We start from the raw sequence: 14,623 nt of genomic DNA, 5'->3' as shown, positions 1-14,623 counted from the left end.
GGCTACGGAAGTGGACTGCCGCTCGTCCTAGAATCGGGTACTGCAGCGTGAACGTCGTCGCTCACGCATGCCGCTATTCGAAGTCAATCCACGCCACACCCCAGGAGTTCGTTGTGAGCACCCCCGACACCACCCCCACCACCGGTACTGCGCGCGTCAAGCGCGGCATGGCCGAGATGTTGAAGGGCGGGGTCATCATGGACGTCGTCACACCCGATCAGGCGAAGATCGCCGAGGACGCCGGTGCGGTCGCGGTCATGGCGCTCGAGCGGGTTCCCGCGGACATCCGCGCCCAGGGCGGCGTGTCCCGGATGAGCGACCCGGACATGATCGACGGCATCATCTCCGCCGTCTCCATCCCGGTGATGGCGAAGGCCCGCATCGGGCACTTCGTGGAGGCGCAGATCCTGCAGTCCCTCGGCGTCGACTACATCGACGAGTCCGAGGTCCTCACCCCCGCCGACTACGCCAACCACATCGACAAGTGGAAGTTCACCATCCCCTTCGTCTGTGGTGCCACCAACCTCGGTGAGGCCTTGCGCCGCATCACCGAAGGCGCGGCGATGATCCGGTCCAAGGGTGAGGCCGGCACCGGTGACGTGTCCAACGCCACCACCCACATGCGGACCATCGGCGGCGAGATCCGCCGGCTGACCTCGCTGAGCGAGGACGAACTGTACGTCGCGGCGAAGGAACTGCAGGCGCCCTACGATCTCGTCGTCGAGGTCGCGAAGGCCGGAAAGCTGCCGGTCACCATGTTCACCGCCGGTGGCATCGCCACCCCGGCCGATGCGGCGATGATGATGCAGCTGGGCGCGGAGGGTGTGTTCGTCGGTTCCGGCATCTTCAAGTCCGGCAACCCGGCGGAGCGGGCCGCGGCGATCGTCAAGGCCACCACGTTCTTCGACGACCCGGACGTCCTGGCGAAGGTGTCCCGCGGGCTCGGCGAGGCCATGGTCGGCATCAACGTCGACGATATCCCCGTCCCGCACCGGCTCGCCGAACGCGGCTGGTGATTCCCGCGCTCGATCGGTGATCGATCGAGCGGCACTCACGGCACTGCTCCACCGGCACCGCACCAGGTCACCCGGCCTCGTGCGGTGCCGGTGTGTCGGCGCGGCGGATCCGTGTGAGAGTGTCAGCGGACGAGCATCGGAAGGGGCCGTGAATGGCGACGATCGAAGAGATCCTGGAAGTGGAACGCCTCGAGGAGAACATCTTCCGGGGCATAGCGACCGAGACCATGCTTCCCCGCACGTTCGGTGGGCAGGTGGCCGGTCAGGCGCTGGTGGCGGCGGTCCGCACGGTCGAACCCCGTTTCATGTGCCACTCGCTGCACGGCTACTTCATTCGTCCCGGACACCCCGCGAAGCCGATCGTGTATCTCGTGGACCGGATCCGGGACGGTCGCTCGTTCGTCACCAGACGGGTCAGCGCCGTACAGGACGGTCAGGCGATCTTCACGATGTCGGCGTCCTTCCAGGTCGAGGACGAGGGCATCGAGCACCAGGACGAGATGCCCGTGGTCCCGCCGCCCGACATGCTGCCGTTCGCCAGTGACTCCGAAGACCCGGAGATCGCGTGGCTCGCCCAGGAGTGGTCCGACTGGGACATCCGGATGGTCGGACACGGCGAGGTCGACCGTCGGCGCGGTGCGGCCGCCCAGCAGCAGGCGTGGTTCCGATCCCGCAAGACGCTGCCCGACGACCCCGTCTTCCATATCTGCGCTCTCGCCTACATGAGCGACATGACGCTCATCGGTTCCGCCATGACACCGCACCCCGGTGTCGAGATCAACAGCGCTTCACTCGATCACGCCCTGTGGTTTCTGCGCCCCTTCCGGGCAGACGAATGGCTGTTATACGACCAGACGTCACCGTCCGCCGGTTTCGGGCGAGCGTTGGCGCAGGGCCGGATCTTCGACCGGAAGGGAAACCTGGTCGCGGCGGTGGTGCAGGAAGGGCTGACCCGGTTCCTGCGCACGACGTGAGCGGATCAGCGGCCCGCTCGGACGGCGGGTTTGGGCGGATGGTCGTACCGCACCAGCAGGTCGGGTTCGTCCGAGTTGCCGGCAGCGTGCCGCAGCAGGGCCGGCACGGTCCAACGCTGATCGCCCGGGGTGCGGCGGTTCAGCGCCCCCTCACCCAGGTGGAGTTGCACGGTGACATCGAAATCGAGGTCCCGGCCGAGCAGCATCGGGCCGGCCACGACAACCACCTGACCGTCGGCGGCGGGAACACGGGCGCACCGGGCCGAGCGATCCTCGCGCTCGTCCCACAGCCTCGGTAACCACCGGCGGTCGGTGCGCACCGACCGCACCACCTCCCGGTTCAGCGCGTCGTAGTCGAACCAGAGGGTGCGGTAGCTCAGTTCGTCGTCGCGCCCGTGCTCGAGGCGCAGCGAGGCGGGCCGGACGTAGTCGTGGAGAGACACGACGTCGCAGGGCCGGCCCTGCTCCCGCAGCGACGCGCAGACCGAGTCCGCGAGGGGTATCGGGTGCGCGCCGTCGGGGGCGTCGATCGCGACGACAGCGGTGCCGTCCACTGCGAGGCAGCGTTCGGCGACGAGTGCGACGAGACCGTCCGGGCTCGTCGGTGTGAACATCGTCATGGCACCCATGGTGCCTCGAGCCCGCATCGGGCCGATAACCTTGACCAGGCACAGAAGGAGGGCTGATGGCGAGCATCGAGGACATTCTCGAACTCGAGGCGCTGGAGAAGGACATCTTCCGCGGCGCGGTGCATCCGTCTGTTCTGAAGCGGACATTCGGCGGGCAGGTCGCGGGTCAGTCGCTCGTCTCCGCCGTCCGTACCGTCGACGAGAGATACAAGGTCCACTCCCTGCACGGGTACTTCCTGCGGCCCGGCAATCCGCTGAAACCCACCGTGTACCTGGTCGACCGGATCCGGGACGGCCGATCCTTCTGCACCAGGCGTGTCACCGGCATCCAGGACGGCAAGGCCATCTTCACCATGTCGGCGTCGTTTCACAGCGAGGACGAGGGCATCGAGCATCAGGACACGATGCCATCCGTTCCCGCGCCCGAAGAACTTGTCGACGCACAGACCGTCGAGGAACTCGCCGCCACCGACCTCTACCGGGAGTGGAAAGAATGGGACGTCCGTATCGTCCCGGCCGACTCCACGCGGAAGACACCCGGAATCGCCGCGCAGCAACGTGTGTGGATGCGCTACCGCAACAAGTTGCCGGACGATCAGGTCTTCCACATCTGCACCCTCGCCTACCTCAGCGACATGACGCTGCTCGGCGCGTCGAAGGTCCCGCACCCGGGCGTGGTGACGCAGACCGCGTCGCTCGATCACGCGATGTGGTTCCTGCGCCCGTTCCGCGCCGACGAGTGGTTGCTGTACGACCAGACCTCACCCTCCGCCGGCTTCGGCCGCGCCCTCACCCAGGGCCGCATGTTCGACCGGAACGGCACCATGGTGGCCGCCGTCGTGCAGGAGGGGTTGACCCGTATCCAGCGCGATCAGGACCAGCGCGACATCGAGACAGGAAACATGGCATGACCCGTCCCCTCGTCGGAGTACTCGCCCTCCAGGGCGACGTCCGTGAACACCTTGCCGCACTGAATGATTCGGGCGCGGACGCGGTCGGCATCCGCCGCCCCGAGGAGCTCGAGAAGATCGACGGCCTCGTCATCCCCGGTGGCGAGTCGACGACGATGAGCAAACTGCTGCAGATCTTCGAACTGCTCGAACCGCTGAAGGCGCGGTTGCGCGGCGGGTTGCCGGCCTACGGTTCGTGCGCCGGGATGATCCTCCTCGCGAGCGAGATCCTCGACACCAGACCCGATGCGCAGCACCTCGGCGCGATTGATATGACGGTGCGCCGCAACGCCTTCGGCCGTCAGGTCGATTCCTTCGAATCCGACCTGGATTTCGAGGGCATCGTCGGCGACCCGATGCGGGCCGTGTTCATCCGGGCCCCGTGGGTGGAGCGGGTCGGCGACGACGTGCAGGTCCTCGCCCGCGTGCCCGAGTCGGGTGGCGCGGCCGCCGGCCGCATCGTGGCCGTCCGGCAGGGTTCCGTGGTGGCGACATCGTTCCACCCGGAGGTCACGGGGGACCGGCGGGTGCACGAGTTGTTCGTCGACATCGTCCGCAAGGTCTAACCCGCCGGCCGGGGTGCGACGAGCGAGTTGAGGAGCGCCGCACCCTGCGCGGCGCCGTCGACGGTGACCGCGAACGGGCGGCCGTCCCTGCGGGTCGCCACGATGCCGTCGCCGCCGCGGATCACGACCGCGGTCCCTCGGGGTGTGGAGCGGTAGCCCCAGCCGCCCCACTCCATGGGGTGGATCTCGGTCACCCGGGCCTCGTCGACGGAGTCGAGGGGGATCCTCCGCCAGCGCACGTTCCACGACGACAGCGTCAGTCCCGTTCGGTCGATCTGCACGGTGACGGACGCGAACGCGCCGCCGAGAATCGCCAGGACGAGGAACAGGACGGCGAGCCACAGCGCTCCCACCAGCGCGGACACGACGGTCGCCAGAGCCATCGCGAGAGCGAGCACGCCCGCCCAGCGTCCGCGGGCGTATCCGGTCCAGGCGGCGCGTTCGCCGGATGTCAGGGGAACGGGCAGGGTCGGTGCGGGGCCGTGCGGCGCGGATCGCGGCGTCCGGTGGAGCAGTGCGAACGTGGCGATCGCCCACACGATTCCCAGCAGCGGAATCACGATCCACCACCCCAGCGTCGCCGCTTCGGGGGAGCCGGCGTCGATCGTGGCAGCGACGCTGACGATCCACGCCGTGGCCACCGTCCACCCGGCGAGAACGGCCGCGGGGAGCCACAGCGCGGCGTCGGTGCGGACCCGGGCCGCCACGACACCGCCGATCACGGTGGCCGCGGCGCAGACGGTGAACGCAATCCAGAAATAGGTATCGGTGTCGCTGAACCCGTCGGGTTCGGTGCCGGACCAGTGGCTGGCCACCACCGGCGGCAGTTCGCCGCTCCAGGCGAGCCTCGCGATCACGAGCGCGAGGAGTGGTACAGCCGAGGTCGCGGCGAGGAGGCGCGTTCGGGAGGTCGTCATTGTCTGGTGGTCTCCTTGATCATGTCGAGCATCTGGTCGGTGTCGAGTCCGAGGCGTCGTGCCTCGGCCACGAAAGTGCGTGCAGCTTCGGTCAATCCGGTGTGAATCGGGTCCGTGTCTGCGCGAACGACCGCGCCCCGGCCCCGGCGGAGGTCGATCAGCCCCTCGTCCCGCAGTGCGGCGTAGGCGCGCAGCACGGTGTGCAGGTTGACGTCGATGGACTCGGCCAGTGCCCGGGCGGAGGGAAGCCGGTCGCCCGGACCGATCTCGCCGCGCAGGAACGCTCCGCGCACGTTCGCGGCGATCTGTTCACCCAGTGGGGTGGTGGAACTGTGGTCGACCCGCATCAACATGTTTGCATTATATGCAAACAATGGCGACTTATGCGAGTTGTTACCCCGGGAACGCACAGCGGCGACAGGGCTGCGGGTAACATCGTCAAAGCTGAAACCGCGCATTCGGCGTGCCAAAGGCAGCAGGAAAGGGGCTTGAATCGCATGAGCGGCCACTCCAAATGGGCCACCACCAAGCACAAGAAGGCTGTGATCGATGCCAAGCGTGGCAAAGCCTTCGCGAAGCTGATCAAGAACATCGAGGTGGCGGCCCGTACCGGCGGTGGCGATCCTGCGGGAAATCCCACCCTGTACGACGCGATCCAGAAGGCGAAGAAGACGTCGGTCCCCAACGACAACATCGAGCGCGCCCGCAAGCGCGGCGCCGGTGAAGAAGCGGGCGGCGCCGACTGGCAGACCATCATGTACGAGGGCTACGGGCCCAACGGTGTCGCCGTCCTCATCGAGTGCCTCACCGACAACCGCAACCGCGCGGCCGGTGAGGTGCGTACCGCGATGACACGCAACGGCGGCAACATGGCAGACCCGGGTTCGGTGTCCTACCTGTTCACCCGCAAGGGCGTCGTCACCCTGGAGAAGGGTGACCAGGCCGAGGACGACGTGCTGATGGCCGTCCTCGATGCCGGTGCCGAAGAGGTCACCGACCTCGGCGACACATTCGAGATCGTGAGCGAGCCCACCGACCTCGTCGCCGTCCGCAGTGCACTGCAGGAGGCGGGAATCGACTACGACTCCGCCGAGGCGGACTTCCGCGCCTCCGTCGAGGTCCCGGTCGACGCCGACGGAGCCCGCAAGGTGTTCAAACTCGTCGACGCACTCGAGGAGTCCGACGACGTGCAGAACGTCTACACCAACGTCGACCTCTCCGATGAGGTGCTCGCCGAACTCGACGACTGATCGCACGACGCGCTGGGCAGGGGAGCGGACGCTCGCCCGCCCAGCGCCGTCCTGCGTGTTGGTGCGCCGACTCGTCCGACCCCACGGCTAAGCTATCGAACAGCTGTTCGGCGTGGGAGAGGTGGCTTTGCGTGCGTGTGCTGGGTGTGGATCCCGGTCTGACCCGGTGCGGATTCGGAGTGGTCGACGGCGGCAGCGGTCGCACCGTCACCCCGGTGGCCGTCGACGTGGTCCGGACCCCGGCAGATCTGGAGCTGTCGTCCAGGTTGCTGCGGATCTCCGAGGCCGCCGAATCGTGGATCGACCTCCACAGGCCGGAGGTCGTGGCGATCGAGCGCGTGTTCTCCCAGCACAACGTGCGTACCGCGATGGGAACCGCGCAGGCGGGTGGCGTCGTCGCCCTCGCCGCCGCGCGCCGCGGGATCCCCGTGTGCTTCCATACCCCCAGTGAGGTCAAGGCCGCCGTCACCGGGAGCGGTTCCGCCGACAAAGCTCAGGTGACCGCGATGGTCACCCGGATCCTGAAACTGGCGACCGCACCCAAACCGGCCGACGCGGCGGACGCACTGGCACTGGCGATCTGCCATTGCTGGCGGGCGCCGATGATCGAACGCATGGCCCGCGCCGAAGCCGCGGCCGCCGAACAGAAACGTCGCTACCAGGCCCGACTGGCCGAAGTGAAGAAGGCAGGTACACGATGATCGCGTCCGTCCGCGGCGAGGTGCTCGAGATCGCCCTCGACCATGCGGTAATCGAATCCGCGGGAGTGGGATACCGCGTGAACGCGACTCCGGCCACCCTCGGCGGACTGCAGCGGGGGTCCGAGGCGCGGCTGGTCACGGCCATGATCGTCCGTGAGGACTCGATGACCCTGTACGGGTTCCCCGACTCGGAGTCCAAGGAATTGTTCGGGCTTCTCCAGACGGTGTCGGGTGTCGGTCCGCGACTCGCGATGGCGACCCTCGCCGTCCTCGAACCCGAGGCGCTGCGGGCGGCGCTGGCCGAGGGCAACGTCACCGCACTCACGCGGGTGCCCGGCATCGGCAAACGCGGGGCCGAGCGGATGGTCGTCGAACTGCGCGACAAGGTCGACGCGGTCTCCTCCTCGTCCGGCGTGGTCCCGCTCGGTGCGGCCGGCGGCGGATCGGTCCGCGACCAGATCGTCGAAGCCCTCGTCGGGCTCGGCTTCCCGGCCAAACAGGCCGAACAAGCCACCGATTCCGTCCTGGCCGAGGCGCCGGAGTCGACCACCTCCACGGCGCTGCGCTCCGCCCTGTCCCTGCTCGGGAAGACCAGATGAATCCCGAACCCGGTGGCGACCACGACGGGGCGTCACCGGTCTCGGCCGACCTCGTTGCCGGCGACGGCGACATCGAAGCCAGCTTGCGACCCAAGAACCTCCACGATTTCATCGGCCAACCACGGGTCCGGGAGCAGCTGCAACTCGTCCTGACCGGCGCCAAGATGCGAGGCGGCACCCCCGACCACATCCTCCTGTCCGGACCGCCCGGGCTGGGGAAGACCAGCATGGCGATGATCATCGCCGGTGAACTGGGCTCCTCGCTGAGGCTGACGTCGGGTCCGGCGCTCGAGCGCGCCGGCGACCTCGCCGCCATGTTGAGCAATCTCGTCGAGGGCGACGTGCTGTTCATAGACGAGATCCACCGCATCGCCCGGCCGGCCGAAGAAATGCTCTACCTCGCGATGGAAGACTTCCGGGTCGACGTCGTGGTGGGCAAGGGCCCCGGCGCCACGTCCATTCCCCTGGAGGTCGCGCCGTTCACCCTGGTCGGGGCCACCACCCGCTCGGGTGCGCTCACCGGGCCGCTGCGCGACCGCTTCGGGTTCACCGCCCACATGGACTTCTACGAACCCGCGGAGCTGCAGCAGATCCTCATGCGTTCGGCGGGCATCCTCGGGGTGCAACTCGGTGAGGAGGCGGGCGCCGAGATCGCAAGCCGGTCGCGGGGCACGCCCCGCATCGCGAACCGCCTGCTCCGCCGCGTCCGTGACTACGCCGAGGTCCGTGCGGACGGTGTCGTCACCCGCGAGATCGCGCACGCGGCCCTCGCCGTGTACGACGTCGACCAACTGGGTCTCGACCGCCTCGACCGCTCGGTCCTCAGCGCCCTGGTGCGGAGCTTCGGCGGCGGACCGGTCGGGGTGTCGACCCTGGCCGTCGCGGTGGGTGAGGAGCCCGCCACGGTCGAAGAGGTGTGTGAGCCCTTCCTCGTTCGCGCCGGAATGATCGCCCGGACACCCCGCGGCCGCGTCGCGACCGCGGCCGCCTGGACGCAACTGGGCCTGACACCTCCGCCCGACGCTGTGACCAGCGGAATCGACGTCCGCGTCAACGAGCCGCAGGCCTCCCTGTTCGATCCGGAAGACCCCTGATCGGCCCCGGAAGAAACGCCCGCCCCGTGCCGACCGAACCGGTGTCCGGGCCGGTGATGGCACACTGGTGTATTGCATCGGTCCAACCGGGACCAGTGCTTCGGACCGTGCGACATACCTCGAGGTTGACTTACAGATGGATTTTCTCTTCCCGCTCCTGATTCTGGCGCTGCTCGTCCCGATGTTCCTGGGGATCCGCCGGCAGAAGAAGGAGGCGGCCAAGGCGACTGCCCTGCAGGACTCGATCTCGGTGGGTGACCGCATCCTCACGACTGCCGGTCTGCACGGAACCGTCGTTGCGCTCGGCGACGAGACGATCGACCTGGAGATCGCCCCCGGAGTGGTCACCACCTGGTCGCGTCTGGTCGTCCGCGAGCAGATCGTCGACGCCCCGCTGCAGGGTGACGGCGCCATCGACCACGAGTCGATCGACGCCGAGGCCCCCGCCGCCGACACCGTGCGCGAGGATCGTGAGAACGGCGAGGACACCACGCCGCGGCTCAACAAGGATTGATCGACGCTTCCGCGGCGTACCCGCAGCCGTCGCGTCGCGGGCCCGCCGGGCGCGGCAACCGGGGCTCAGCCCTGCGTCTGCTGTTCCGGTGCGCTGCGAACGTTCCCACTCGAACTGCACGTACTGAGGAGACATAGAGATCGTGGCACCTTCCACAGGATCGGTGCATCCCGTCCGCTACCTCACCGTTTTCGCGGTGCTCGTGGCGGTTCTGTATGCCCTGGTGTTCTTCACCGGCGACAAGTCCGCGACACCCAAGCTGGGCATCGACCTGCAGGGCGGGACCCGAGTCACCCTCACCGCACGCACCCCGGACGGCAGCAAGCCGACGCCGGACAGCCTGCGGCAGGCGCAGGAGATCATCGAGACCCGTGTGAACGGACTCGGCGTGTCCGGTTCCGAGGTGGTCATCGACGGCGACAACCTCGTCATCACGGTCCCCGGCGACGACAGCGCGCAGGCGCGTTCGCTGGGTCAGACCGCGCGGTTGTACGTCCGTCCGGTCACGACGTCGCAGGCCGCGGCAGCGACCGGCGGAACGGCACCGGCCACCGGTGAGACTCCGGCGGACGCTCCCGCCGGTACCGAGACCCCCGCGCCGCAGAACCGGCCGTTCCCGGCGCAGGATCCGTCCACGTCGCCCGAGCCGGCCCCAGCGACGGAACCCGCGTCCGGCACGGAGACCGGCGAGGCGGCCGACGAGATCGCGGCCGCCCGGGCCACGCGTCAGAGCACCGACCCCGCCGTGCAGCAGCAGGCGATGGCCACGCTCGACTGCGGGGTTCCCGACCCGCTGCGCGGCAACGACGACCCCGCCCTGCCGCTGGTCGCGTGCTCGACCGACGGTCAGGCGGTGTACCTGCTCGAGCCGGCGATCATCGACGGCCAGGAGATTGCCGACGCATCGTCCGGCTACAACTCCCAGCAGTCGCGGCACGAGGTGAGCCTGACGTTCAAGACCGAGGGCAGCAACACCTGGGCCACGTTCACGTCGCAGAACATCGGCAAGCAGGCCGCGTTCACGCTCGACTCCAAGGTGGTCAGCGCACCGGTCGTGCAGGGTGCGACGCCGGCGGGCAGTTCGACGTCGATCACCGGTTCGTTCACCGCGGACAGCGCGAAGGAACTGGCGAACACCCTGAAGTACGGTTCGCTACCGCTCTCGTTCGCGGCGTCGGAGGCGGAGACCGTGTCCGCGACGCTGGGTCTCGCCTCGCTGCAGGCCGGCCTCATCGCCGGCCTGGTGGGCCTGATCCTCGTGCTGATCTACTGCCTGCTCTACTACCGCATGCTCGGGGTGCTCACGGCGCTGTCGCTGGTGCTGTCCGGCGTGATGGTCTACGCGATCATGGTGCTGCTCGGCCGGTACATCAACTTCACGCTCGACCTCGCGGGCATCGCCGGTCTGATCATCGGTATCGGCATGACGGCCGACTCGTTCGTGGTGTTCTTCGAAAGAATCAAGGACGAGATGCGGGAGGGACGCAGTTTCCGGTCCGCGGTTCCCCGCGGCTGGGCCCGTGCGCGGCGGACCATCCTGTCCGGTAACGCGGTCAGCTTCATCGCCGCCGCAGTCCTGTACATCCTCGCGGTCGGCCAGGTGCGCGGTTTCGCGTTCACGTTGGGCCTGACCACCATCCTCGATGTCGTCGTCGTGTTCCTGGTGACGTGGCCGCTGGTGCATCTGGCCTCGAAGTCGCCGTTCTGGTCCAAGCCCGGGGTCAACGGGCTGGGTGCCGTGCAGCAGATCGCCAAGGAACGCAAGGCTGCCGCAGCGTCGGCGAAGGAGTCACGAGTATGAGCGAGTCGACCACGTCGTCCCAGTCTGCAACGCAGACGGAACCCGAGTCTTCGCTGTCCGATTCGGGCGTCAACCAGTCGTCGATGCCCCAGCACAGCCTGCTGTCCCGGCTCTACACCGGAACCGGCGCCTTCGAGGTCGTCGGGCGCCGCCGCTTCTACTACATCCTGACCGGCACGATCGTGCTGATCTCCCTGCTGAGCATCCTCGTCCGCGGGTTCACTCTCGGTATCGACTTCGAGGGTGGATCGCGGATCCAGTTCCCCGCAGGCGGCGGTGTCGACACCGCGCAGGTGGAGGAGGTCTACTCCGAGGCGCTGGGAATGGATCCCGTCTCGGTGCAGACGGTGGGATCGGGTTCGAGCGCGACCGTGCAGATCCGCTCCGAGGCGCTCGACGCAGCGCAGGTGGTGACGCTGCAGGACGCGTTGTACGACCAGTTCCAGCCGAAGGACAGTGACGGCGCCGTCAGCAAGAACGTGATCAGCGTGGCCGACGTCAGCGAGACGTGGGGCGGGCAGATCACCCAGAAGGCGCTGATCGCGCTGCTTGTGTTCCTGGTGATCGTCAGTGTGTACATCGCCGTCCGATTCGAGCGGGACATGGCGATCGCCGCGATCGTCGCGTTGTTCTTCGACATTGCCGTCACGGCGGGCGTGTATTCGCTGGTCGGGTTCGAGGTGACGCCGGCGACGGTCATCGGCCTGCTCACCATTCTCGGTTTCTCGCTGTACGACTCGGTCGTGGTGTTCGACAAGGTCGAGGAGAACACGCGGGGGATCCTGCACCTGACCCGCCGTACCTACGCAGAGCAGGCGAATCTGGCGGTCAACCAGACGCTGATGCGGTCCATCAACACGACGTTGATCAGTGTGTTGCCGGTGCTGGCGTTGATGGTGATCGCGGTGTGGATGCTCGGTGTCGGAACGCTGAAGGACCTGGCGCTGGTTCAGCTCGTCGGCATCATCGTCGGTGCGTACTCGTCGATCTTCTTCGCGACACCGCTCCTGGTGACGCTGAAGGAGCGGTGGGGTCCGGTGGCCGCGCACACGCGCAAGGTCCTCGCTCGCCGCGCCACCCTCGCCGAAGGCGGAGCTCAGAAGGCGGGAGCCACGGCCACGGCCGGAGCCGCAGCACCGGATGCGGGCCCCCCGCGACGCCGGACCTCGGCAACCGCACCCACCCCGGGTTCACGTCCCACCGGGAAGCGCAACAAGAAGAGGCACTGACATGCCCGCATCGCACAGCACCCGGCGCGGTGCGTTCACCCGGCACGGCCGCACGACGGCCGTGTCGGGCGCCGGCCTCCTCGCGACCGTGCTCCTCGCCGGCTCGCTCGTCGGATGTTCCGAGGAGGGCGAGCAGATCCCGTCGATCGGGTACGCGATCGACAACACCGTCACCACCTACAACGCCAACAGCGTTGCGGGTGCGGTGTCGGGAGCGCGGCAGGCGTTCGCCCGGGTGCTGCCCGGATTCACCTACACGGGCCCTGAAGGCGGACCGGTCGCCGACACCGACATCGGCACCGCCAATGCGATGCCCGGGGACGCGCTCACGATCCAGTACAAGCTGAACCCCAATTCGGTCTACTCCGACGGCGTCCCGATGTCCTGCGACGATCTGGTGCTGACGTGGGCGGCGAACAGCGGTCGTTTCCCGATGTTCGACGCGGCGAGCACCGCCGGCTATTCGGACATCGACCGGATCGACTGCCAGACCGGCGCGAAGGATGCCGTCGTCACGTTCAAGGCGGGACGGAACGTCACCGACTGGAGGTCGCTGTTCGGCGCGACGTCGATGATGCCGGCGCACGTGGTCGCCGGTGCCGCGGGTGTTCCCGACATCGTGGCCGCCGTACAGAATTCGGATGCCGGCGCGCTCTCGCGCGTCGCGGACTTCTGGAACGACGGCTGGACGATGACACCCGGCGACCTCGACCTCACCCTGTTCCCCGCGTCCGGCCCCTACAAAGTCGAATCGTTCTCCGCGGACGAGGGCCTGGTTCTGGTGGCCAACGACCGTTGGTGGGGGAACCGTCCCGCCACGTCCCGGATCGTGGTGTGGCCCAAGGCTTCCGACGTGAGCGCCCGGATCGGTGACGGTTCGGTGGAGGTCGTCGACGTCGCCGCGGGTTCGGCGCCGGATCTGGACCTCGGCGGGTTCGACGTGACGGAGGTGCCCTCCCGCAGCGTCGAGCAGTTCGTCCTGTCCACGTCGGGTCTGTTCGAGACCTCCGCCGGCCGGCGGGCGTTCGCGCTGTGCCTGCCCCGCGAGGAGTTGGCGTCGAAGTTCGGGATCGCCGCGGATGCCGGCGAGACCGGCGATGCCGGCGAGACCGGCGATGCCGGCGAGACCGGCGGTGTCGGCGCGACCGGTGGATCGGTCGACACGCGTGTCACGGCCCCCGACAGCCTCGTCCACCAGTCGGTGGCCGGTGCCGTGGGCGGCCCGTACGAGACGGCGGACACGACGGCGGCGGCCGCCGCCCTGGCCGACACCGACAACACGTCGGCGACCGTCCGGATCGGGTATCTGGGGCCGAACCCGCGCCGCGCCGAGATCGTGTCCGCGGTGGCGGCGGCCTGCGCCCCGGCGGGAATCACCGTTCAGGACGTCGCCTCGCCGGAGTTCACCCCGTCCATGCTGCGCGACGGCCAGGTGGACGTGGTCCTCGCGGGGACGGCGTCCGCTCCCGGTGCGGCAGGGACCGCGGCGGCCACTACCGCGATGTATGCCCTCCGCAGTGGAATCCGATCGAACTTCGGCGATTACAGCAACGGCCGTGTCGATCAGATCGTCGACCAACTGGCAGTCGACAGCTCGACCGCGAGCCAGCTGTCGTTGTCGACGGAGGCGGAGAACATCCTGTGGTCCGAGGTGCCGACGGTGCCGTTGTTCGACCAGCCGCGCACGGTCGCGTTCGCGAACGGTCTCCAGGCAGGAACAGTCAATCCGACGCGTTCGGGCGCCGGCTGGAACATGGATAGGTGGGTTCTGCGCAGGTGAGCGACCATTCTGCGGCTCGTGACGCCGTCACCCGGCTCACCCGGTGGGCCGAAAACTTCCCTCAGCCCGGCGTGCGGTTCGCCGATCTGACGCCGGTCTTCTCCGATGCTGCGGGTTTCCGTGTCGTCGTCGATGCGCTCGCAGCCTGCGCGCCGGAGGCGGACGTGATCGCCGCCGTCGACGCACGGGGGTTCCTCCTCGGCGGCGGGGTGGCCCGGGAACTGGGATCGGGTGTGGTGGCCGTCCGGAAGTCGGGCAAGCTTCCGCCGCCCGTCCTGTCCGAGTCGTACACCCTCGAATACGGCACGGCGACGCTGGAGATTCCGGACGGATCGATCGGCCTGGACGGCCGCTCGGTGCTCGTCGTCGACGACGTCCTCGCCACCGGCGGAACGCTCGACGCCACGGCGCGGCTGGTGGAATCTGCAGGTGCCCGGGTGGTCGGTGTCGCGGTGGTCCTGGAGATCGCGGCGCTGGGCGGCCGCGAGCGGCTCCGAAAGTACCCGCTCACGTCCCTCGTCACGGTCTGAGTACTAAAGTTGTGCCTGGTGGTCGTCGCGGCCACCGGGGCGCATGCCCGAGACCAACCAGGGCCGCAGGGCC

16 protein-coding genes are annotated in these 14,623 nt (G+C 68.4%); 13 read left to right on the top strand and 3 right to left on the bottom strand.

All coding sequences use genetic code 11. The features are described from left to right. Positions 1–113: 113 nt before the first annotated feature. Together pdxS and RJ1_RS13360 are read left to right on the top strand one after the other, a co-directional pair. Positions 114–1,016, top strand: coding sequence for a pyridoxal 5'-phosphate synthase lyase subunit PdxS (pdxS, locus tag RJ1_RS13365; RefSeq protein WP_073360607.1), 903 nt, complete (start codon positions 114–116; stop codon positions 1,014–1,016). 152 nt (positions 1,017–1,168) lie between these two features. Further along, positions 1,169–1,990: an acyl-CoA thioesterase gene (locus RJ1_RS13360; protein WP_073360561.1), complete on the top strand. Its 822-nt coding sequence runs from the start codon at positions 1,169–1,171 to the stop codon at positions 1,988–1,990. Between the two features lie 5 nt (positions 1,991–1,995). On the opposite strand, the gene RJ1_RS13355 is transcribed toward RJ1_RS13360, so the two are convergent. Next, positions 1,996–2,619: a nucleoside/nucleotide kinase family protein gene (locus tag RJ1_RS13355; protein WP_073360559.1), complete on the bottom strand. Its 624-nt coding sequence runs from the start codon at positions 2,617–2,619 to the stop codon at positions 1,996–1,998. A gap of 56 nt (positions 2,620–2,675) precedes the next feature. Here RJ1_RS13355 and RJ1_RS13350 point away from each other — a divergent pair, with 56 nt between their 5' ends. Further along, positions 2,676–3,530, top strand: a complete 855-nt coding sequence (locus RJ1_RS13350; RefSeq protein WP_073360557.1) for an acyl-CoA thioesterase — start codon at positions 2,676–2,678, stop codon at positions 3,528–3,530. Then, positions 3,527–4,135 carry a pyridoxal 5'-phosphate synthase glutaminase subunit PdxT gene (gene pdxT / locus RJ1_RS13345; protein WP_073360556.1) on the top strand — a complete coding sequence of 203 codons (609 nt, stop codon included), beginning with the start codon at positions 3,527–3,529 and terminating at the stop codon, positions 4,133–4,135. The genes RJ1_RS13350 and pdxT overlap by 4 nt, the downstream gene beginning before the upstream one ends. On the opposite strand, the gene RJ1_RS13340 is transcribed toward pdxT, so the two are convergent. Continuing rightward, a complete protein-coding gene (locus tag RJ1_RS13340; protein WP_073360554.1) occupies positions 4,132–5,052 on the bottom strand; it encodes a hypothetical protein in 921 nt (306 codons plus the stop codon). The genes pdxT and RJ1_RS13340 overlap by 4 nt on opposite strands. Beyond that, positions 5,049–5,405, bottom strand: coding sequence for a GntR family transcriptional regulator (locus RJ1_RS13335; protein WP_073360553.1), 357 nt, complete (start codon positions 5,403–5,405; stop codon positions 5,049–5,051). The genes RJ1_RS13340 and RJ1_RS13335 overlap by 4 nt, the downstream gene beginning before the upstream one ends. A 144-nt stretch (positions 5,406–5,549) precedes the next feature. Here RJ1_RS13335 and RJ1_RS13330 point away from each other — a divergent pair, with 144 nt between their 5' ends. The 9 genes from RJ1_RS13330 (at position 5,550) to RJ1_RS13290 (ending at position 14,550) form a co-directional block, all read left to right on the top strand. Then, positions 5,550–6,302, top strand: a complete 753-nt coding sequence (locus RJ1_RS13330; protein ID WP_073360551.1) for a YebC/PmpR family DNA-binding transcriptional regulator — start codon at positions 5,550–5,552, stop codon at positions 6,300–6,302. 131 nt (positions 6,303–6,433) lie between these two features. Further along, positions 6,434–7,003: a crossover junction endodeoxyribonuclease RuvC gene (gene ruvC, locus RJ1_RS13325; protein WP_073360550.1), complete on the top strand. Its 570-nt coding sequence runs from the start codon at positions 6,434–6,436 to the stop codon at positions 7,001–7,003. Continuing rightward, positions 7,000–7,602 (top strand): Holliday junction branch migration protein RuvA, encoded by a 603-nt coding sequence (gene ruvA / locus RJ1_RS13320; RefSeq protein ID WP_073360548.1) that lies wholly within the window; start codon positions 7,000–7,002, stop codon positions 7,600–7,602. The genes ruvC and ruvA overlap by 4 nt, the downstream gene beginning before the upstream one ends. After that, positions 7,599–8,696, top strand: a complete 1,098-nt coding sequence (gene ruvB, locus RJ1_RS13315; protein WP_073360547.1) for a Holliday junction branch migration DNA helicase RuvB — start codon at positions 7,599–7,601, stop codon at positions 8,694–8,696. Before ruvA ends, ruvB begins: the two co-directional genes overlap by 4 nt. 136 nt (positions 8,697–8,832) lie before the next feature. Then, entirely contained in the window at positions 8,833–9,210 is a 378-nt protein-coding gene (yajC, locus tag RJ1_RS13310; protein ID WP_073360546.1) for a preprotein translocase subunit YajC, read from the top strand. 142 nt (positions 9,211–9,352) lie between these two features. Next, complete coding sequence (secD, locus tag RJ1_RS13305; RefSeq protein WP_073360545.1) at positions 9,353–11,011, top strand: protein translocase subunit SecD; 1,659 nt, start codon at positions 9,353–9,355, stop codon at positions 11,009–11,011. Then, positions 11,008–12,240, top strand: coding sequence for a protein translocase subunit SecF (secF, locus tag RJ1_RS13300; protein WP_073360544.1), 1,233 nt, complete (start codon positions 11,008–11,010; stop codon positions 12,238–12,240). The genes secD and secF overlap by 4 nt, the downstream gene beginning before the upstream one ends. 1 nt (position 12,241) lies before the next feature. Then, entirely contained in the window at positions 12,242–14,020 is a 1,779-nt protein-coding gene (locus RJ1_RS13295; RefSeq protein WP_073360543.1) for an ABC transporter substrate-binding protein, read from the top strand. Beyond that, a complete protein-coding gene (locus RJ1_RS13290; protein ID WP_073360606.1) occupies positions 14,017–14,550 on the top strand; it encodes an adenine phosphoribosyltransferase in 534 nt (177 codons plus the stop codon). The genes RJ1_RS13295 and RJ1_RS13290 overlap by 4 nt, the downstream gene beginning before the upstream one ends. Positions 14,551–14,623: the final 73 nt, after the last annotated feature.

Origin of the sequence: Rhodococcus jostii NBRC 16295, assembly GCF_001894825.1 — a bacterium.
Classification (GTDB): Bacteria; Actinomycetota; Actinomycetes; order Mycobacteriales; family Mycobacteriaceae; genus Rhodococcus_F; species Rhodococcus_F jostii.
This window is presented reverse-complemented; position numbering and strand designations above follow the sequence as displayed.